Source organism: Asticcacaulis sp. (assembly GCA_024707255.1).
Lineage (GTDB): Bacteria > Pseudomonadota > Alphaproteobacteria > Caulobacterales > Caulobacteraceae > Asticcacaulis.
On the sequence record JANQAC010000002.1, the window covers coordinates 195,486 to 215,597 of the forward strand.

Sequence of the window (20,112 nt, forward strand, 5' to 3'; positions counted from 1 at the left end):
GAACATATGGCCCTCAAATTTATCGACACGGTCAATGAACAACTGGAAGAAGACGATCGTCTGCGCGCCGATACCCTGAGCTGGTGGCGTTGGCGGCGTGGCAAGGAAGAGGTGCCTTTGGCGCAGGCTTTCATGTCCATTTTCGCGGAATTTTCGGAGTTCCGCTCATTGGCCTATTACCGCTTTACACAGGCCGGCGCCAATACGGACACGCTCGCGTTTAAACATCTCGCCAATGATCTTTGGCTGGTTTGTGACGATATTGGCGGTGGTCTGCGCATCCAGCACGGCAGTTCGACATATCTGCACGCTGAAAAGGTGGGGCAGGATTGCCATATCAATCAGAACGTTACGGTAGGTTCTTATAAAGGAAAGAAGCCGGTCATAGGCAACCGTGTGACCATCTACACCGGTGCCGTGATCACAGGCGGTGCGGTCATAGGCGATGATGCCGTGATCGCGCCGAATGCTTTTGTCAATTTTGACGTGCCGACGGGTAAAAAGGTATTGGCGCCTCGATCCATAATTAAGTAGGCCCGTCAGGATCCTTGTACCGATACTGGCGTACATGACATGGCCTACGGTTTCATCCAGAACGTCCAGTCTATGGAAATCTATCCGGGTATCTGATCGAGATCATGCTTCAGTTCATCGGGCGACATGATTTCTGGTTCCTCCGGCCCTGGCTCTGTTTGACTGAGATTCACTTCATAACGCGGGGCTTGTCGATCAGGACGAAATTAACTTTCTATCATGGGAGTTTTTTTTGATCGGGGGTTGGAAAAGGGCGGGATGCGATGGCATAAGGCAGCAGACTTCATTCCAGCAAGGCGAATCCATGACCCAGCCCCGTGTCCTGATCAGCAACATCATGATGTTGAACGAGCGTCCGCGTTTCGACGCGAAGCTGAGGGAAATGGGGTATGAGCCGGTATGGGCCACGGTCAGCCAGTTCCTGGACGAGGCGGCCTGTCTTGACCTGGTGGGCGAGATCGACGGCTGGCTGGCGGGTGATGATCAGATCACCCGCAAAGTGCTCGAAAAGGCCCTGCCGCGGCTGAAGGTCATTGCTAAATGGGGCACCGGCATCGACAGCATCGACCGCATGGCTGCCGCCGAACTTAATGTGCCGGTAAAGAATGCGCCGGGCGCTTTTGCCCATGCGGTGGCGGAATATGCCATCGGCCTGATCCTGATGGCCAATCGTCAGTTGGGCACGGTCGACCGCGCCATCCGCGCCGGGCAATGGCCCAAGCCGCGTGGCCGCGAACTGAACGGATCGACGCTTGGCATGATCGGTTATGGTGCCATCGGCCGTCGCATCGGCGAACTGGGGGCGGGTTTCGGCATGACGGTCATCCATCATGATCCGTTCTCAAAGGACTCGCTCAGTGTCGATGAAATCGCCGCGCAGGCTGATGTCGTCTGTATCGCCTGCGCCCTGACGCCGGAAAACCGCGGCATGATCAATGCGGACTTTCTGGCGAAGATGAAGTCATCGGCCCTGTTGTGCAATGTGGCGCGCGGTCCTATCGTGAAGGAGGCCGACCTGATCGCCGCGCTTCAGGCGGGCATCATTGCCGGTGCGGCGCTCGATGTCTTCGAGCAGGAGCCCCTGCCTCTGACGAGCCCGTTCATTGGCATGGATAATGTGGTCCTGGGCTCGCATAACGGCAACAACTGCATTGGCGCCGTCGAGTACGTCCACCAGGTGACGCTTGATAATCTTGCGGCCGGATTGAGCTGAGTCTTGGCGGGCAAACGCTGGTCCTTCATTGATGGCGCGCATCCGGTGCAGATTCTGGGGCGCGGCTGGGCGGCCCCTTCGGATGTCGGCCTGTGGAATGACGGCACCAGCGCGACGCTTAAACTGGGTGATGCCAATGTTCCGGCGATGCTTACGATCGATGGACAGACCTTCTCCCATCGCCAGCGGTTTCGCTTATTTGCCGGAAAAACGCAACTGGCCGAACTGATCCTGCCGCAGGGGGCGGAACGAAGTGTCGCTGTTCCCCCGGATATGCTGTTGTCGGGCCAGTCGCTGCGGCTGGAATTTCCTGATGCGGATATCCCGTACAATCTTGGATTCAATGCGGATCGCCGTACCCTGGCCCTGCGCCTGACCGGCCTGGAATGGCGTCCTGTCATAAACGCGCCGGTAAAGTGCCAACGCTTTTTCGGGACGTTCCTGGTGCGTCCCGTGGCCAGCATATTGCGCATCTGGGGCAGGGGGCCGCGCCTGACGCCCGCTTTCGTCTCAATGACGCCCAGGTCTTCAATTGTCCGTTCCAGAACGGCGAAACCTGGTCGGTCTGGCTGGCCATATCGCCTGAGCAGGCCAGCACCTCACGCCTGAAACTGAATATCTACCGGATGGATGGGGTGCTGATGGATGTGGCCGGTATTGATCAGTACGCGGTCGATGATGAATCCGGCGGCGGGGCGCCGATTCTGCTTCATATGGTGTATAAGCCTTATCAGGGTGATGTGCGGGAGATAACGCAGACATCGGGTATGTCATTCGTCGAACGTATCGAGAGACATCTCTATAAATTGATTTCAAGTCATTCCGTTACGTCCTTGCCCTCCCTGCCGGAGGAGCCACCGCTGGTAACGGCGCCTCCGTCAAACGATGCAGCGGGATCTGAGCCGGCGGCACCGCCTTCCCCGGTGCAGGTCACGTACAACGCCGCCGCCCGGTTGTTGATGATCCGTGTGGCTCTTGATGAAAGGGTTGATGAGGTTCGGGTACTGGGAGATGAGAGCGCCGAACTGGCCAGGGTTCGGTCTTCCGGCCCCGAAGTCAGGGCGGCAACGATCTGCGCGCCGGAATCATTGCCGCTCAGCCTGACGATCCGGCATTACAGCGGGGCAGATTGTGTAAAAGAACAGGTCATTCGCCGCGATGCCATTCAGTTGGCGGGGCTTGAAGTGGCGGCCCTCGCCCTCGACGGGGCGGAGATCAGCGGTGCCTTCTGGGTCGGGGCGGGAGCCGGGAGCGACTGGCAACTGACCTGTCAGGGCGCGATCGTGGGCCAGGCCCATATGGCAGAGGGGTGCAGCCTGGCCGACCTGTCATTAAGCGCCATTCCCTTCCGGATACCCTTGCCGGATCGGGATATCCAGCCGGCGCATGACAAGTTGCCTGGCGACAGGATATGGATCACACCAATAGCGCCGGGGGTGCCTGTGCCTGTGCAGCGACCGCTGACCTTGTCGCGGGTTCAGTTGAAAGGGCCGCATCGACCTGCACGCGAACTGGCGGCCCTGAGAGACATACACCGCGGGAGAGCAGCATGGATTATCGGCAACGGGCCGAGCGTCCGGCTTGAAGACCTTGAAGCGATCCCGGCCGGAGATGTGGTCTTCGCATTCAACCGGTTCTATCTCAGTTATGCGGACCATCCCCTGCGTGAAGACTATGTGGTTTCCGCCGATGCCCAGATGGTCGATGATTTCGGTCAGGAAATAATCGAACGCTCAAGCGGTCTGCCCTTGTTCTGCCGTCCGCGTGAGGCTCTGTCGCACCTGCGGGGGCGTTTTGTGGCCCTGACGCCCGGAAACAGCGCTCTGCCGGTCTTTTCCACTGACCCCGCGCATTTTGTGTCTGTAGGCGGTTCGTCGGTCTTCGTGGCGCTGCAAATGGCCTGGTATATGGGGCTGCGCGACGTAAGGCTTTACGGCATGGATTACAGTTTCAATACGGTGCTGAGTGATGATCTTGGGGGCGGGGGCGGGGGCGGGTGCGTGATGGCGGTCAATGACGGCAATCACTTTATCCCGAACTACCGTGGCGACAGGCCCTGGCATCCGCCATCTTGGGCGGACATCGCAACAGGCTTTCTGAATGCCCGCATTGCTTTTGAACTGGACGGTGGTCGCATCGTCAACGCGACCCGCGGTGGGCGGCTGGAGATCTTCCAGCGAATGGACCTGCCAGATATGATCGCTGAGATGCGTTAAAAAAATGTAGCAATTGCAACAGGGTATCGGCAAGACCTCAGCACGTGCAATGCCCTCATTCGTGGTTGTACTTTTTTGAAAAACGAATTGCACCTGATGGCAAGCTACGTTAACGCTGGAAGGCCGAAGGTGGTCAGGCGCGGTGTGCCGCAGTCACCGCCCTGGTGTGGGGGATTTTTTTGCAGGGCCTGAACCGTAATATTCGCTCGTTTCAGGTGAGCGCGGTTTGGCTGCGTGATAGTTTTTGTGAGGCAGAATGAGATTTGGGATTATCGGTTACGGCAAGATGGGGGAAATTCGTCACGAGGCGGTGAAAAAGACCGGCATTGGCGAAGTCGTGGCCATTTACGGTTTTGGCCCTGACCCGGTGCCGGAAGATCTGCGCGTCGACAGTGTTGACGCCATTCTGAACGACCCGACCATTGACGGCGTCTTTATCTGCTGCGTTAATTCGCTCAATCAGGAAATGACTATTCGCGCCCTCAAGGCCGGCAAGCATATCCTGTGCGAAAAGCCGCCCGCCTTCAATGCCGCCGGCGTCGAGGAAATCCGCAAGGTCGAGGCCCAGGCCAACAAGGTTCTGATGTATGGTTTCAACCACCGCCACCATGGCGCGGCTGTCAAGATGCGCCAGATCGTCGATGAGGGCGATCATGGCCGCATCCTGTGGATGCGCGGTCGCTACGGCAAGTCGGTTGATGAGAACTATCTCAGCACTTGGCGCGCTGATCCGAAACTGGCCGGCGGCGGTATCCTGCTCGATCAGGGCATCCACATGCTCGACCTGTTCATGTATCTCGGCGGCGAATTCGACGAGGTCCAGGCCATGGTCTCCAGCATATACTGGAATATTCCGGGCATCGAGGACAATGTCTTCGCCATGTTCCGCAATTCGAAGACCGGTCTTGCGGCCTCCCTGCATTCCACCATGGTTCAATGGCGCCATCTGTTCTCGCTCGAAGTCTTCATGGAGCGCGGCTATATGGTGCTCAACGGCCTCAAGACGTCTTCGAACTCCTATGGCGCCGAACAGCTTGTCGTGGCGCGCAACCGCAGCCATGCACCGGCCGCCACCTGGGCGGAAGAATCGTCCGAAACTTTCGAGACGGATACGAGCTGGGAACGCGAAGCACAGATATTCGCCGACTGGATCAGGACGGGCGCGCCGGAAGGCCATGGCGGCGACTCCTTAAGCGCCCTGCGCGTCATGCGCGTTATCGATGCCGTCTATGCCCAGGAAAAACATACCGCACCACAACTCTATTCGCGTCTCAACGCTGACGCCGACGCCTGATAATAAACAAGATTGGAGATACCCATGTCCGCTGATACCGCTGCCCCGGCCAATGCCGATGCCTTCCTCGCTCCCTATTTCGAGCAGTACACCAAGCTGATGTACAATGCCGAAGTGGCCGCCAATATCCAGAAATTCGCCGACCTGGCGCTTCAGGTGCGCGCCAATGGCGCCAAGATGATGTTCTCCGGCAACGGTGCTTCGGCCTCATGCGCCGAGCACGGTGCCACCGACTTCACCAAACAAGGCAAGGTTCGTGGCGTCACCTTCCACGATCCGAACCTGATGACCTGCTTCGCTAACGATTTCGGTTTCGATCACTGGGTCGCCAAGGCCGTCGAGCACTATGCAGACGATAATGATGTCGTCGTCCTGATCAGCGTGTCCGGCACCTCGCCGTCGGTCGTCAATGCCGCCAAATATGCCAAGGAACGCGGCCTGAAGGTCGTTTCCTTCACCGGCCGTTCGAGCGACAATCCGCTGAAGCAGCTTTCCGACATCGCCTTCTGGGCGGATTCGGATGCCTACAACGTGGTGGAAAATCTGCACGGCATGTGGCTGACCGGGACGATCGACTATGTCATCGGCAAGTCGGTCTACGAAACCCGCGCTTACGAACTGAAGTAGGTTTTGGTGACCTATCTGCGTCAGGAAAGATCGCCCCTCAGTGCTGTGGCGCTTGGGGGCGATACCACCCCCGCGTCACTGGCCGATGCCTATGCCGGTATGGCTGGGGAAATTAGCCGCGAGCCTGAACGCTGGGGCGCATGGAAGCTCGGCGGCACCAATTTCGGCAGTCAGGCGGCATTCAATGTCACGCGTGGCTATTTCGGCGCCATTGATCGCACGGAAATCCTGTCGCAACCATCCGTGGCGCCGGGCTTCCCGCTCTTCGAGATAAAAGGCGAGGTCGAGGTGGGGCTGCGCATAGGCGCTGATGGCAAGGGTTTCGATGCCTGGTGTGTCTGCCTGGAAATGCCATCCTCACCGATCACCAATCTGTTGGAAGCCGGCGTGGCCGCCTTGGTAGCCGACCGCTGCGCGGCCGGTGCTCTGCTTCTTGGTGCTGAGCGTATGGTGGAAACCATTGGTGCCATTGATACGGCCCGTTTTACGCTGGAAATCAACGGTGCAATTGCCTCGGTCGGCACCCTGGCAGATCTGGTGGCCATGCCCCAGGCGTGTCTGGATGATTTCCGCGCCCTGGCGGCCGAGACCGGCTTCCATCCCAAAGCCGGTGACTGGGTGGCGACCGGCGGCATTACCAAGTGCATCGCCTTCGATCCGGGCTCGCATGTGCGCGTCCTGTTCAATGACGAAGTCGTGCTCGATTTTACGGCCAGCGTTTTGGAAGCCTGAATGAACGACAAAGCCATACAGGCCGGGCTCGAAGCCATACTGCGCGAGGCCATGACACTGGCACGGAAGGCGCCGCCGGCGCGCGCGGATTTCAAGGCAGCGCAGGATTACGTCACCGATGTTGATCTGGCGGTCGATGCCTTCCTCGCCGAAAAGCTGTCGGCCCTGACTCCCGATACGCCCGTGCTGAGTGAAGAGCGTGCGGTCGAAGAAACCGGCGAACTGGACGGCTACTGGATCGTCGATCCGATCGACGGCACCATGAACCTGATGTGCCGCATTCCGTTTGTCGGCATTTCGGTGGCTCTGGTCGATGCGCACGGACCGCGCATCGCGGCGGTCGCTTCCGTGGCCGATGGCGTCACCTATTCGGCGGCGCGCGGGCAGGGCGCTTTCCGCGATGGCGTGAAGCTTGATCTGTCGCAGGCGAAGCCGAGCGAACTGATCGTGCTTTCCACCGGCCTGCTTGACGCGCTGATGGCTGGCCATGCCGAAGCCTATTCAGGTATGCGGAAGATCGGCAAGATACGCAATCTTGGCGCCCAGGCGCTTAACCTGTGCTTTGTTGCCGGCGGCGGTCTGGCGGCCGTGGCCTCGATCGAAGCGAAGGTCTGGGACGAAGCGGCGGGTGGTCTGATTGTGCGCGAAGCGGGCGGCATCTGGTCGGCAGCATCGGACAGCGCTAATTGGCGATCGCCTTCGGAGATGATGACCATCCGGGAGCAACGCAGCCTGGCGGCGCACCCGAGCGTATCCAGAGACGCGGCGGATATGCTGAGGCAGGTGCTGAATTAAAATGGACGCAGCAGAAATAAGTGAAGATATCTGGCACCTTATCAAGTCAGATGAGCTGCTGATGGCGGATATTCGTTCGTGGTGGCAGTGGCGTAATAAGGAATCCTTCGAATTGGATCCGGCCTTTACGGCATTGTTTGGAAAGTATCCGGAATTTCGGAGTCTTGTCGATTTTCGCTTTCGCTCAGCCGGCCATAGGCAAAGGGTATGCAATAAAATGCGTCGAGCGAATGATTTATATTTTGGAAATATGGAGGTCGGCCCTGGGTTTCGTATTCAGCACGGCCACTCAACTTGGGTGATGGCTGCAAAGATTGGGGAAAATTTTCATATTAATCAGAATGTTACCGTTGGTGTTTCCAAGGGCGGGATGCCTAATATCGGAAACAATGTCAGGATATTGACCGGTGCTGTGGTTATTGGAGCCGTGACCATAGGAGACGGCGTCGTGATTGCGCCGAATGCGTTTGTCAATTTTGATGTCCCGGCCGGAAAAAAAGTATTTCCAGCCCGCTCAGTTATCGTTTGAGAGGAATTGTTTAAAGGGCTCTATTTTGCCGGCTTCAATTTCTTCTCGTGATCTGTTTCGTTCCGGTAGAGAGCTTCAATTCTCATCATTTGATTGGTGGCTTCTTCATGTGTCAAGGCGGCGAGTGTATCTGCTGGATCGTAGGCGTAGAGGTGATCCCTGAGAAGGGCGGCGATATGGCGGCGGAAGGCCAGGCGGTGCGCGTCGAAGCCGGTGTGCGCCAGGGCGGCATTGACCGTATCGGCCAGGCCCTCACGCGCGGTGACCTCATAGGCGCTGCCCGAGCCTGACAGGGTGTTGCGGCCCATCAGCACCACCGGCCGGTCATTGGCCAGCGCGATATAGGCCACCGACGACAGGATCGTCACTGTCACATCGCTGAGCAGCAGGCAGTCCAGCACATTGCTCTCGCGCACCACCACCACGCGCGGATGCGGATGCGCCGCCTGCGGATACAGGTTCGGATGCGGCTTGAACAGGATCAGCCAGTTATTGGCCTCGGCCAGCGCCGCCAGCGCGTCCAGACCGTCCTGCGTATCCTCGTAGACAGGCGAGTGCAGGTGAGACCGACCGTCGCGCGGCAGGTTGCCTGAATGCCAGTCATTGATGCCGGCATAGAAGACCAGCTTCGCGCCTTCGGCATCGGCGCGCGCCCGCACCGCGCCCATCACCGACAGCCCCGACTGCGGCTTGCGATCCAGCCGCTTGTCGCGGATTTCGCTGATCACCGCCCCGGCCTTTTCCAGCCAGGGCGCATTGGCCCGGGTCGCCTTCAGCGTCACACCCACGCAGGATGCCTCGGCCATCATCCCCTTCGCATCCAGGGTCAGGGTCTTGGGCACCATGCCCTCGTGCAGGTAGGCACTCGGAATCGCCAGGGCATTGGCCAGGGTCCGCCCCACCTCCATCAGCGAATTCCACTGGTGCCACAACAGGACCAGCGATGGCTTCACCTGCTGCATCACATACAGCACCTTGCGCGCCTCGTCGTCGATCTGGTCGAGGCAGCGCTCCAGCGCCACCGGCGACTGGTTCAGCGTCGCGTAGAAGCCGTAGAGCGCCCGCGCCGCCCTTTGCCGGGCCGCCGGCGGAAACAGGCCGGCCGCGGCCGCCGGGTCACTGTCCCACGCCGTCCGGGCCAGGCCATCGAGGGCGCCATCGAAGAAGTTGATCTCGGCAGGGGGTCTTCAGGATTGGCACTGGGAATGGCGTGGGGCGAATGGTGCAGCACTACCAGTTCCCGGCCCTGGCGGCGCAGTTCGTCGCGCAGGCTCTTTATGGCATGGGCCTTTTCCGGGCGGTCGACGGCATCGAGATTGTGGATGATCAGCAAAACGCGCGGCCGCGCCGGCGGCGGCAGGACGCCCAGCAGCCGCGCCCGCGCCGCCTCGGCGCCGTAGCGGACAGGTCCCCGCCAGGCGCGGCCGGCGGGGCCGCCGCCGACACCTCAGGCACCGGAATCGCCAGGCTGATGCGCGCACCATTCTCCAGGGTGGCGCGGATATCGATCGGCAGGCCCGCGTCCAAAGGCGCATCCAGCAACAGTTCGAACCGCCAGCCCGTATTGGTTTCGCCGTGGCGGAACTGCTTGATATTGACCCCGCCTTCGCCGAGCAGGCGATCCCCCTGCCACGCCTCGATCAAAGACAGCCGATGCCCCCAGGCCACAAACGCCCCCCGCACCCACAACAAATCCCATGCCGGATCATAACGCGAATCAAACGCCGAAAAGTCGACAAGACCGTGAAGTTCGACGGGCGGCACAGGCAATTCAAAACGCCTGCCGGCTATCTGAATATCGAGCAAGTAGCCATTTTCGCTTAATTGCCGCGCTATCGCATCGTGGGAGGTGTCCTGGGGGAGATGACGCCGCCGATTTCAAAGCCGTAATGCACGAATATGCCATCGGATTGAGCAAGCGCTGTTTCGACCTCTGGCAGCCTGTCTGTCGTCCGCGTTATGACTTCGCCAGTGGTCAGGTCGCGCAGGCTGATATGCGGCGCGCGTTCGTGCAAGATCCATCCGGAAATGCGTAAGCGCCGGCTTTGGAGATCGAAAACGGCCTCTTTGACAACCTGAACAGGCGGCCTCAAAACCAGCCAGGGCAGCCAGCTTCTGAAGACGCGCGCCCGGGTGCGGGGATTGGCGCCAAGCCGGCCGCTGACAACATCTGTTACCAGGCTGGTGAGGGCGGCGCGCACATTCGGCGGCAGAAATCGGCTTAACCCAAGCCCCAGCATGAGGTAGTTTGTCCTATTCCTTCGCCCGGAAGTTTTTGAAGTCCCAGTAAGCCGTATCGCCGAAGTAAATCTGCGTGCCGTTATGCAGCACGACCAGCTTGTTGCAGGTGTCGCGGATAAGATTGAAGTTATGGCTGCCCAGGACCAGACATCTCGCGCGGCCAAGTATGTCCTTCATGCGATCGCCCGCTTTTTTGACGAAAGATGCGTCCCCCGCGCCCAGCCACTCATCCATAACCAGAATGTCCGGATCGAGACTGGTTGCGACGGAAAAGACCAGACGCGCCCCCATACCGGTGGAATAGGTCTTCATTGGCAGGTCGATATAAGGACCAAGCTCGGAAAAATCGATAATTTCTTCCATCTTGGCCAGAACCTGCTTGGTCGTAAAACCACGCATCCGGCCCATGGTGATAATGTTTTCGCGCCCCGTCAGCGAACGGTCGAGCCCAAGACCGACATCGATCATTGACGTGGTGCGACCGTTAATCTGTATGTGGCCTCGATCAGGCTCATAAATGCCGGCGATGACTTTAAGGAGCGTCGTCTTGCCGGCGCCGTTATGTCCGACCACGCCCAGGCGATCGCCCTCCTTTAGCGTGAATGTGACGCCGGAAAGAGCCTTGATGTGAATGACGTCCTTGCCATCCTTCAGCAATTTGCCACCAACGGCGAGGCTGGCGATGGTGTTGCGCAGGGACTGTGCGCGGATGGAATAGATGGGGTAGGCCAGTTCGACCGAGTTTAAACTGAGAATTTCAGACATGAGCGTTCGGAACCAATCTACAGCCAGAAGGGAATGCGGCGGCGCCATGCGCCAAAAACGAGCATCCAGACAACCACTCCGGATATCATGGTGATCAGGGCCAGCGTCCAGCAATGAGCCGGCGCTTCGTGACCCAGCAACGGAGAGCGGAGAATTTCCACCAATCCGTAGAACGGGTTCCATTGCGCATATTTGGCGCGGCTGGAATGGAGCTGGTCCATGCGCCAGAAGATGGGTGTCATGAAATACATGATGTGGGCCAGATAGGGCAGCAGATACCGCATATCACGGAAACGCGCCGCTAGCATCCCTGTAACCGTGCCCCAGGAAAACATCGTGACAAGTACAACCACGATGCTCAGCAGGACAGATGGATGCGGGAACTGAATGGCCCCTATCAGCAGCATCATTATGTAGAACACAACGACATTGTGCAGGAACAGGAAAAAGGTTTTGGCGGCGGCTTCCAGGACATAATAGCTGAACGGATTGGCGTGGTTCTTGATCATGTTGCCGGCGCCCATGAATATCTCGACCGATTCGGTCATGACAAAAGCGACCAGGCCAAAACACATGATGCCGCACATCATATAGGGCATGGTTTCTTTCAGGGTTGTGCCGAAAATACCGCCAAACACCAGTGACAGGGCGATCGACGTCGCCACAAGCTGGCCTGAAATCCATAGCGATCCCAGGAAGGTGCGTTTATATTTCGATGAGATCTCGTGATACGCCTGATATGTCCAGACATGATAGAGTTTCAACGCCTCGGTGACGTCTTTTATAGCCTTACTTAACATCAATCCTGTCCAGTTCCGCAGCGGTTATCTCCGCACGTCCTTCTATGCCACAGAGTAATTTCTTCGCAAGCGCACAAATCCTTGTCACCCGGAAACCACTTGCCACCCCACGCGTTAATGCTCCCCCAGCCGCGTTGCAAGTGTCTCCTCTTACAGACCTGTTCCGTGTTCGTCCATAAAAACTTCCCGCAAAGTCTCATCCCTCCGTTTCTGGCCATAGCTCTGAGATGGGATGCGAAAGCAGGTAGTTCTGAAAGCAGGCGTTACCATCAGCATTCCAGTGCGTATCGCAGGGATGGTAATGGGCTAATGTCAGTGGAAGATCATCATAGAACACTGCATCAGGCTTGGCCCTGCCGATTTCAGCCTTGAAATGAGCCCAGCCGGCAAGGTGATTTTCAGTCAGCCGTCCGAGGGCTTCAAGTCCTGTCAGTTTGGATGCCAACTCTTCTTTCATCGGGATGCGGATAACGGCGAACTTTTTGAAACGACGGCAGATTCGCTGCAAGTCGCCCGTTGCTTCGGCGTAACTGCCTGCGAATTTGTCCGGGTTGAAGGGTGCATAGCCGGGATTCAGCAGGTAAGGCTGGCCATCGATCATCTCAATGATCTGGCCTTCCACCCTGGTTAAGCTTGTGGCCCTGACCTTGGCCAGGCTTTTTTCAAGCGCCGTCTCCAGATTGGTCTGCCAGCGCATAAAGCTGAATAGAGGCTGGCTGCTCTCCTGCCAGCGCGCGAAATCGACGCAAAAAGTCCAGATATTCGGGTGGTAAAGAAAAACTGCCACGTCGCCGCGGCCAGTATAATATTGATCGAGCATCTCCCGCATCTGGCGTAAGCCGACGGGCAGCCCGAGATTCAGGAACTGCGCATTGAAGACGGCGGCATCGTACCAGTTAAGTCCGTTATCAACCGCGAAGCCCATGGCGTAGGAGGTGCCGAATATCACGCCTGGGCCCGCAGTTGCACACGGTCCGCGCAGGCCGAGATGATTGGAGGAAAAGGTAAACCCAAGATGCGTTCGATCGAGATCGAGATTGGGCCGTATCCGCAGACCGAAGCACCGGTCCTCCTCCAGCAGGGCCAGCCACTTCCGTCCCTGCAGGGGAAAGGACATGTTGAGGCTGTCGACAAACATAGTCTCGATCAATCGCTGGAGGTCATCACCGCCGGTCATGCTGTTTTCTATTTCGCTGCCCAGACGACATAGGATCCGGCGCCATTCTTGTTGAACTTGTTAAGCGAGGCGCTCGCCTTGGCCGGTTCGCAATAGCACCCGAAGCCGGCGGCGGAGAGCTGGCGGACTACATGATCCACCGACTCCAGCGAGCTATGCCCTTCGGTGGCGTGAACCTCGATAAAAATGCGCCGCACCTTGTCCAGATGGTTCCTTATTTCTTCCAGCACCGGCATTTCGGCGCCTTCAATATCCAGTTTCAGGAGATCGACCGGCCGGTCGATGAAGCGGCTGAGGGGGATAGTCGGCACCTCGTAGGAGTCCATGGCATAGGCGCTGTCCTTCAGGCGATTTGTCAGCGAACCGCCCATGGACATATGCTGGGGTTCGTTGAAATAGGCCACGCCTTCCTCTGCGGCTAGGGCGACCTGCCGGACGGTGACATTGCGCCAGCCGTTGTTTTCTGCATTTTCTTTCAGAGCCCGGGCGGCGGCGCGGCCGGGCTCGAAAGCAACGATCTGCGCATCGGGGTATTGCTGCAGGAAGCCGTATGTAGCCAGGCCGAAATTTGCCCCGCCGTCGAGAATATAGGGCGCCGGATTATTGGTGGCGAAGTAGTAGCTGCGGCGCAGGATGATTTCATCAAACAGAACAGGCAGATCCTGCTCGGTCGCCGGCCGCAGACTGGCGTCCTTCAGGGCCAGCAAACCCTCCTTGTTACGCAATTGCCGGCGCAGCAAACCCAGGGTTTGGTCATATGTCTGGCACATGTTTATGGCATTGGCCATAAAGAGACTGCGATCGAAGGTTCGGGGAAGCGCCCAGTTGCAGCTTGCCAGAAGCGATCGCGCCGCCGCCGCCGCCGTCATCCGCTGCGCTGCATCCTCCACCGAAGCGGCAGCCGTAAAGATATCGGGCTGTAGCCAGGTTTCCGGTTTGAGGCCGTTTTTCAATACAGGGGTGAGACGACCGGGTTCTACGGTCGATGAAATGAGCTCGATCAATTCCAGCGGCGTGTCGTCTGGCGCCTTCTGCAATGCGGCGCGGACATATTTGCGCACATCCGCCATATCGACATTTTCAGGCGTAACCTCCGGCTGGACAATATGCAGCGGCAACTGCGAAGAGTGAGCAGGTGTCTCGGCTGATAGTTTCAGCGCCTCCCTGTGCGCTTCGCAAAGCGTATGGAATGCGCTTTCGTCATAGGCGTCCACCGCCAGATCGGAGGTCGTTGCAAGTGTGTCCAGAATGGACTGAAGACGGTCAGAAAAAGCCGGAATAGCGGCTGTTGGGGCGATCGCTGCTTTCAGCCCGACATAGGTTTGCGGGGTGAAATCTGTCAATATACGGCCGACCTCATCACGAAACGCGCGGTAGTTTCCGCGCTCTATGAAGCTGATATTTCCCTCGCTGAATTCGCGCAGCACGGGCAGGTCGAAAGCCACGCAAGGCCTGCCCATATACTGCGCTTCGATCGGCGGATAGCCAAAGCCTTCAAAGCTTGACTGAAAAATCATCAATTTCGATTTGGCGATTTCCTCGAATTTTTCGACGTCGGAAATACCATGTAGAATCCTGAGCTTCACACCTTTGCGCTTCAACTTGTTCTCAAACGCTTCCAGTTCATCAGCCGGAGGCAGCGGGGCGGTGCCGACTACAAGTGCCAGCGTGTAGCCGCTCATTTCGGAGGGGATGAGCCTGAGGACGGCATCAATATTCTTGTGTTTTGCAAAAGAGCCGAAGCGGCTGATGCAAATGACCTGTTTCCTGGGTTCGATGTGACGGCCCGCCACCAGATCGGCAGCATAGGTGTTTATGGAAGGCGGCGCGTCAACGAACACGGTATGCGGCTGGACTGTGTCGTAATAGTCCAGGGCATAACGCGTACTTTCCCTGGCAGAAGACAGAATGGCGTCGCTGAATGTGGAGGTTGTATGCCAGAAGGTCCACAATGACGGATCTCGCGGCTCCGGCGACAATTCATTGTACCAGTTGGGCGATTCAAAATTCAACAGGATGACCTTGGCATTACTGAACTGCGCGCATTCCAGCGCGGCCATATAAGCCTTGGGGTCCGAAGAACTGTCCGGGATGACAAAGACGACGTCGAACCGTTCGGCGGGGGATTCGTCGAAATCATTGATCCAGAAGCGAATACGGTCATGATTGGGATTTAACGCCAGATAGGACCACCAGTAGGGCTTGTTGTCGAACCACATGACGATGTCATGGCCGCGCTGGGCAAGGGCCTCGGCGATCATGGCGGCGTGATAACGGCCACCCGAAAACAGGTGGGGCGCGCATTTGCTGACAATCAGCACGCGCAGCGGCTTATCTACGACCTGGAGCTTCGCCTGCGACTGTCGCGTCAGTTGTTTCTTGCCCTTGACCGGCTTCATGAAATGGCCGGGCACAGGGCGCGCCTTTAGGGCCGGCGTGAAGGACGGCTCAAGGCTGAAATACATCTTGCCAGCCAGTTCGCCCGCCTGACAGGACTCCTCAGCAGAATCCAGATAGCGCGAGAAGGTCGAGGTCTGACGGCGGGCGTCGAAGGTCGGGTGTGACTGATGGCCGGTATCGACGAGATCGTGATAGTGGGTCTTGGCCGAGTGCGCCCAGAAATCCTCGTTCTTTTCAGGATCCGGGTTCTTCCCGTCACAGCCAAGAACAAAGATCAGGTCGGAGAAGGTCGCGGCGATCGGCAGCATGTGGATATTGAGCGTGCTGTCGAGCCTGGGCAGGGACCAGATGGCGTCCAGATCGATATTGGCGCCTTGGTGCCGCTGGTCGCAGAAGATGATCTTGTCCTTGATTTCCGGGAATTTGGCCGAGAGCAGAAAGCCGAAAGCAGCGCTGGTAAAGAACAGCAGGTCGCGCTCTTTCAGCGCCTTGACCAGATCAGCGCGGAAACGTTCGGCATAGGCGGAAACGCCGAAATGGCTGACCACGTCGCCGGCGCAGACGAAGGCCGGTTTGATATGATCAAGCAGTTCGTCATCGGCCACCGAGGTATTGCAGACGACGGTCAGGCATTTCGAGAAATCATAATCGAAAGCCTTGTCGATTGAGGGACCGGTGCCGAAAACGACGGCCGCTTCCTTGCCTTCTGCGCGCAACTGTTCAAGACGTGCCCGGAATTTTGCCTGACTGTCGGCGAGCAAAGCATCGCGTTCGGGCTTGCCCAGCGCCATCCATTGCGCGCGGCAGTAATTGCCATATTCTGTCGATTCAAGGTCGTCCGTACCCACCGTCATTACCTGGCAGCCGGGCCCCAGTTTGCGAAGGCGAGCAAGGGCTTCGGCGGGCAGGGCCTGCCAGACAAAGATCAAGCGGGCACGGACAAGCGCTTCGTAATAGGCGTCGTCTGCATCGATCAGCCGGATATTCCCGTTATCGGCCATAGCATCGCCGAAATAGGGCGGCTTTTCTCCAACCTTCAGGTCCGGTGTCCGGAGCGCCATTGTGACCTGTTCAATGGATCGGCCGGCGCCGGTGAGATACCAGGCAGCGCGATGATAATGGTTTGTCAGGTCGGCGGCAGCCGCGAAGGGCGGGAAATAGGTCACCGTGCCGGGCGAAGTTTTCAGAGGCGCTGGCCTGGCCTCGACCGACGTAGCAAAAGCTTCGGCAGCAGCAAGCGTGGCCTCGGTTTCGATGTCCACCAAACGCGGTTTGTCCGGCGCCAGGCTGGCTGGCCGTGACAGTTTGCTGAAGGCGCTTGTTTCTTTTATCTCAATCAGCCTGATCGCCTTGTCGCCCTTTGATTTCACAGCCGCAATCAGGCTTTCGCCCTCTTCAAGCCCACTGCAAGGCGTCTGAAACTGCCATCGCCGCAGTCCATCCTTGCCGGTGGGCAGGCTTTTGAGGTGCGTTTGCGAAAAAATACGCCCGGCCGAACTGGTGATTTCAACGGCTGAGACCGAGAGTCCGCGCTCGAGTTTGCCTTCGGCCAGAATATGACGACGCTGGGGATTAAACTGTGCGGTGACAATGGAAATAGCACTGGCTTCGGGGGGCGCAGTGTTTTTTTCCACGACCTTGGGCCAGTTGACCTCCTTGCTGGTAGCGATATTCCCCGTTTCGGTTACCAATTCGGCTGTAATGGTTGGTGTGCGCTGGCTTTTTCCCACCTTCGCCTTGAACTCCCAACCGCTATGCGTATCGTAAAAGGAAGGGAAACGCGCGGCGACATTGCTTCGGCGCAGGCCATAGGTGAACTCGCCGTCTATTGCATTTCCATTCGCATCCCGGACGATGATAAGGGAGCGGCCGCCGCTGACCAGCCGCCAGCCGGACAGGGTAAGAGTATCACCCTGCTCATTGACCTGGGCGCTGGAGAGGGCAAAACGCGGGGCTTGGGCGGCATTGACCTGACGGACCTGTTGCGGGTCGATGTCCTTATGAGCCTTTACCGTGCCGGCGTCGGTCATCAATTCGGCTGTCAATTTTTCGACCGAGCGATATTCGCTGAGCGGAACACGGAATTCCCAGCCGGAATTCTCGTCGAAATATTGCGGCATCTTGTAAGCGATATCCGCCCGGTAAATACCCTTGGTCAAGCGACCATTCAGCACCTGGCCCAGCTGGTTGCGCAGGGTGATGAACCAGCGATCGGCTTCGGTCAAAACCCAGCCGCTGATGATCGCTTCATCAGCGCGGTTGTCGATTTCAATTCTGGAAATGGCCAGGCGTGAAGGCAATGCCTTTTGAGTTACAACGGGCTGGCCTGGTAAAGGCTTGACCTTGCCCGCATCGACCTTATGGATTGAGCTGGCGCTGCCATCCTCGGTAAACAGCTGCGCCTTTATCTCTTTCAGCTTTTTGAAGGTCCCGCTTGAAATTTCGAATTCCCAGCCAGCGGCTTCATTGTAATATTGCGGAAAATTATTGGCGACATCGGCACGTGGGATGCCTTTTCTGACTTCGCCATTGATCGACTTGTCGTCCTGATCGTGAAAGGTCAGCAGCCAGCGCGAGGCGCTCGTCAGGGCCCAGCCGCTCACGATCAGATTGCCACCTTCGGCCTGACGGATATTTGACACAGCTACCCGGGGGGGCAGAATGGCGTCGGCATCAGCCTTCTGGTTTGAGCGGAAAATGGAACGGGCGGCTGAGATAAGCGTTTTTTTGTCAGCGGCGGGCTTTTTTCGGTCATTTTCTCGATCAGGTCTGAGTGGCGTGGCAGTTTCGGCATGAAGGTGTTGGTGGCAGAGCTTGTCTTGCTGGCTCGTCCAATCGTTCGTTTGCCACTAAGTCATAGTGGTCAACCAGGCGTCAAGTGCAGGTCTGGTCAGTGCAAATGCGAATGATGCGAGAAGACTATTCTTCCCAGCGTATATTATCCCTGATCGCGCGCGCGGGCACGCCGGCCAGCAGGCTGTTAGGGAGAAATGCATTTGATACGACAGCTCTTGAACCTACCACGCTTCCGCTGCCGATTTGAGCGCCTTTCAGGATATTGATCTCTTCCGACAGCCAGACGTGGTCGCCAACAATAATGGGTTTGGGGGTATTGATGCGTTCGCCCGTATTCGTGTCGAAGATCTTGTGGGAATCCGATGGTCGGAACTTGGCGCTCCCAATCAGGCAATCATTTCCTATCGTGACTTCGCATCCAGTTTCGGCAAGGTTTGCCCAAAGGACATTATTTATCTTGGTGCGCTCACCGATGGTGATGATGTTTCCTGCACCCTTCATGTAGATCATGACCTTGCCGGTCGTGCCTTCGCCAATCTGCACGGTCTGATTCGGACGGTAAAATTCGATGCTTCCTTCGATGCGGTTGCTATTTGGCAGTATCAGGCGGCAGTCATCGGCATTGAATTTTACGTCGAGCCTGTCCGAGACCTCGCCTTCCACGATATTACCTTTTCCATTATCCGTAATTGGCAAGCTGTCTCTCCCATCTGAATTCCGGCAGCAGGATAATGCTCCGATAAAGCCGCAAGGTTAGGGCTTCGATCCATATCCATGCCGTATATGGGCGAATTGATAAGGAGTTTGCCTGACGGCTGCAAACACTAAATCCCTTTCGTGATGGTTGACTTCCCTTATTGAACTCCTTTAGGAAATTCCTGTTGCGGTAGGGCGGGCCGTCGGATGGCGCCTGTTTGCCGTCTTTCCATTTTTAAGGACCATTTATGAAGACCGCGATCATTACCGGAGTTACCGGCCAGGACGGCGCCTATCTGACTGCACTCCTGTTGGAAAAAGGCTACAGAATATTTGGTACCTATCGCCGGACCAGTTCGGTGAATTTCTGGCGACTGGAAGAACTAGGCGTGGCCAGCCATCCGAATTTGCATCTGGTCGAGTATGATCTCACCGACCTGTCTTCCAGCATTCGCCTGATGCAGACATCGGGCGCCACGGAAGTCTATAACCTGGCGGCACAAAGCTTTGTCGGCGTGTCCTTCGAGCAACCTCTGACAACGGCAGACATCACCGGTATTGGCTGCGTCAACCTGCTTGAGGCCATTCGCATCGTCAATCCGCAGGCGCGTTTCTACCAGGCATCGACCTCCGAAATGTTTGGTAAGGTCCAGGCCGTGCCCCAGATTGAATCCACCCCCTTCTACCCGCGCAGTCCTTATGGTGTCGCCAAGCTGTATGCGCACTGGATGACGGTCAATTATCGTGAAAGCTACAATATCTTCGGTTGCAGCGGCATCCTGTTCAATCACGAATCCCCCCTGCGCGGCCGTGAATTCGTCACCCGCAAAATTACCGACAGCATGGCCAAGCTGAAGCTGGGGATGCTGGATGTGCTTGAGTTGGGTAATCTCGATGCTAAACGCGACTGGGGCTTTGCGAAGGAATATGTTGAGGGCATGTGGATGATGCTCCAGGCTGACAAGCCCGATACCTACGTCCTGGCAACCAATCGGACCGAAACCGTCCGCGATTTTGTGTCCCTGGCAGCCAAGGCCGCGGGCTTTGAACTGGAATTCAAGGGCAAGGACGAGCACGAGGTCGGCATCGACACTAAATCCGGAAAGCTTCTGGTCAGCATCAATCCGAAATTCTATCGCCCGGCAGAGGTTGAACTTCTGATCGGCGACCCGGAAAAGGCACGCCGCGAACTGGGTTGGGAGCCGAAGACGAGTCTGGAATCGCTCTGCGAAATGATGGTGGAAGCGGATCTGCGACGTAACAAGGCGGGCGCTTCCTTCTAGAGCGCTGAACGGGA

General features: G+C 57.6%; 18 protein-coding genes. 9 read left to right on the forward strand and 9 right to left on the reverse strand.

Annotation, left to right across the window (positions count from 1 at the left end):
• Positions 1–6 precede the first annotated feature (6 nt).
• From NVV72_12155 to NVV72_12190, 8 genes are all read left to right on the forward strand, one after another.
• Complete coding sequence (locus NVV72_12155) at positions 7–534, forward strand: hypothetical protein (GenBank protein MCR6660044.1); 528 nt, start codon at positions 7–9, stop codon at positions 532–534.
• Between the two features lie 304 nt (positions 535–838).
• Positions 839–1,747, forward strand: a complete 909-nt coding sequence (locus NVV72_12160) for a phosphoglycerate dehydrogenase (GenBank protein MCR6660045.1) — start codon at positions 839–841, stop codon at positions 1,745–1,747.
• Between the two features lie 416 nt (positions 1,748–2,163).
• Positions 2,164–3,963, forward strand: coding sequence for a hypothetical protein (locus NVV72_12165; GenBank protein MCR6660046.1), 1,800 nt, complete (start codon positions 2,164–2,166; stop codon positions 3,961–3,963).
• Positions 3,964–4,219: 256 nt separating this feature from the next.
• Positions 4,220–5,257: a Gfo/Idh/MocA family oxidoreductase gene (locus tag NVV72_12170; protein ID MCR6660047.1), complete on the forward strand. Its 1,038-nt coding sequence runs from the start codon at positions 4,220–4,222 to the stop codon at positions 5,255–5,257.
• Between the two features lie 24 nt (positions 5,258–5,281).
• Positions 5,282–5,884 (forward strand): SIS domain-containing protein, encoded by a 603-nt coding sequence (locus tag NVV72_12175; GenBank protein MCR6660048.1) that lies wholly within the window; start codon positions 5,282–5,284, stop codon positions 5,882–5,884.
• A gap of 6 nt (positions 5,885–5,890) precedes the next feature.
• Positions 5,891–6,616: a hypothetical protein gene (locus NVV72_12180; protein MCR6660049.1), complete on the forward strand. Its 726-nt coding sequence runs from the start codon at positions 5,891–5,893 to the stop codon at positions 6,614–6,616.
• Positions 6,617–7,411: an inositol monophosphatase family protein gene (locus tag NVV72_12185; protein ID MCR6660050.1), complete on the forward strand. Its 795-nt coding sequence runs from the start codon at positions 6,617–6,619 to the stop codon at positions 7,409–7,411.
• A gap of 1 nt (position 7,412) precedes the next feature.
• Positions 7,413–7,940, forward strand: coding sequence for a hypothetical protein (locus tag NVV72_12190; protein MCR6660051.1), 528 nt, complete (start codon positions 7,413–7,415; stop codon positions 7,938–7,940).
• Positions 7,941–7,960: 20 nt separating this feature from the next.
• Here the strand turns inward: NVV72_12190 and NVV72_12195 are convergent, their stop codons facing one another.
• From NVV72_12195 to NVV72_12235, 9 genes are all read right to left on the reverse strand, one after another.
• A complete protein-coding gene (locus NVV72_12195; GenBank protein ID MCR6660052.1) occupies positions 7,961–8,962 on the reverse strand; it encodes a CDP-glycerol glycerophosphotransferase family protein in 1,002 nt (333 codons plus the stop codon).
• An 11-nt stretch (positions 8,963–8,973) separates the two neighbouring features.
• Complete coding sequence (locus tag NVV72_12200) at positions 8,974–9,273, reverse strand: hypothetical protein (GenBank protein MCR6660053.1); 300 nt, start codon at positions 9,271–9,273, stop codon at positions 8,974–8,976.
• Positions 9,267–9,746: a hypothetical protein gene (locus NVV72_12205; protein ID MCR6660054.1), complete on the reverse strand. Its 480-nt coding sequence runs from the start codon at positions 9,744–9,746 to the stop codon at positions 9,267–9,269. Before NVV72_12205 ends, NVV72_12200 begins: the two co-directional genes overlap by 7 nt.
• A 26-nt stretch (positions 9,747–9,772) precedes the next feature.
• Positions 9,773–10,180, reverse strand: coding sequence for a hypothetical protein (locus tag NVV72_12210; protein MCR6660055.1), 408 nt, complete (start codon positions 10,178–10,180; stop codon positions 9,773–9,775).
• Between the two features lie 13 nt (positions 10,181–10,193).
• Positions 10,194–10,946 carry an ABC transporter ATP-binding protein gene (locus tag NVV72_12215; GenBank protein MCR6660056.1) on the reverse strand — a complete coding sequence of 251 codons (753 nt, stop codon included), beginning with the start codon at positions 10,944–10,946 and terminating at the stop codon, positions 10,194–10,196.
• Positions 10,947–10,963: 17 nt separating this feature from the next.
• A complete protein-coding gene (locus tag NVV72_12220) occupies positions 10,964–11,746 on the reverse strand; it encodes an ABC transporter permease (protein ID MCR6660057.1) in 783 nt (260 codons plus the stop codon).
• 196 nt (positions 11,747–11,942) lie between these two features.
• Positions 11,943–12,923: a hypothetical protein gene (locus NVV72_12225; protein ID MCR6660058.1), complete on the reverse strand. Its 981-nt coding sequence runs from the start codon at positions 12,921–12,923 to the stop codon at positions 11,943–11,945.
• 8 nt (positions 12,924–12,931) lie between these two features.
• Positions 12,932–17,965, reverse strand: coding sequence for an FkbM family methyltransferase (locus NVV72_12230; protein MCR6660059.1), 5,034 nt, complete (start codon positions 17,963–17,965; stop codon positions 12,932–12,934).
• A gap of 277 nt (positions 17,966–18,242) precedes the next feature.
• Positions 18,243–18,815, reverse strand: coding sequence for an acyltransferase (locus NVV72_12235; GenBank protein ID MCR6660060.1), 573 nt, complete (start codon positions 18,813–18,815; stop codon positions 18,243–18,245).
• 248 nt (positions 18,816–19,063) lie between these two features.
• Here NVV72_12235 and gmd point away from each other — a divergent pair, with 248 nt between their 5' ends.
• Entirely contained in the window at positions 19,064–20,098 is a 1,035-nt protein-coding gene (gene gmd, locus NVV72_12240; GenBank protein MCR6660061.1) for a GDP-mannose 4,6-dehydratase, read from the forward strand.
• Positions 20,099–20,112: the final 14 nt, after the last annotated feature.

Coding starts and splice junctions, on each gene's coding strand:
- NVV72_12225 (MCR6660058.1), bottom strand. CDS start 12,923: ATGACCGGCGGTGATGACCTCCAGCGATTGATCGAGACTATGTTTGTC.
- NVV72_12155 (MCR6660044.1), top strand. CDS start 7: ATGGCCCTCAAATTTATCGACACGGTCAATGAACAACTGGAAGAAGAC.
- NVV72_12190 (MCR6660051.1), top strand. CDS start 7,413: ATGGACGCAGCAGAAATAAGTGAAGATATCTGGCACCTTATCAAGTCA.
- gmd (MCR6660061.1), top strand. CDS start 19,064: ATGAAGACCGCGATCATTACCGGAGTTACCGGCCAGGACGGCGCCTAT.
- NVV72_12185 (MCR6660050.1), top strand. CDS start 6,617: ATGAACGACAAAGCCATACAGGCCGGGCTCGAAGCCATACTGCGCGAG.
- NVV72_12160 (MCR6660045.1), top strand. CDS start 839: ATGACCCAGCCCCGTGTCCTGATCAGCAACATCATGATGTTGAACGAG.
- NVV72_12220 (MCR6660057.1), bottom strand. CDS start 11,746: ATGTTAAGTAAGGCTATAAAAGACGTCACCGAGGCGTTGAAACTCTAT.
- NVV72_12215 (MCR6660056.1), bottom strand. CDS start 10,946: ATGTCTGAAATTCTCAGTTTAAACTCGGTCGAACTGGCCTACCCCATC.
- NVV72_12175 (MCR6660048.1), top strand. CDS start 5,282: ATGTCCGCTGATACCGCTGCCCCGGCCAATGCCGATGCCTTCCTCGCT.
- NVV72_12170 (MCR6660047.1), top strand. CDS start 4,220: ATGAGATTTGGGATTATCGGTTACGGCAAGATGGGGGAAATTCGTCAC.
- NVV72_12210 (MCR6660055.1), bottom strand. CDS start 10,180: ATGCTGGGGCTTGGGTTAAGCCGATTTCTGCCGCCGAATGTGCGCGCC.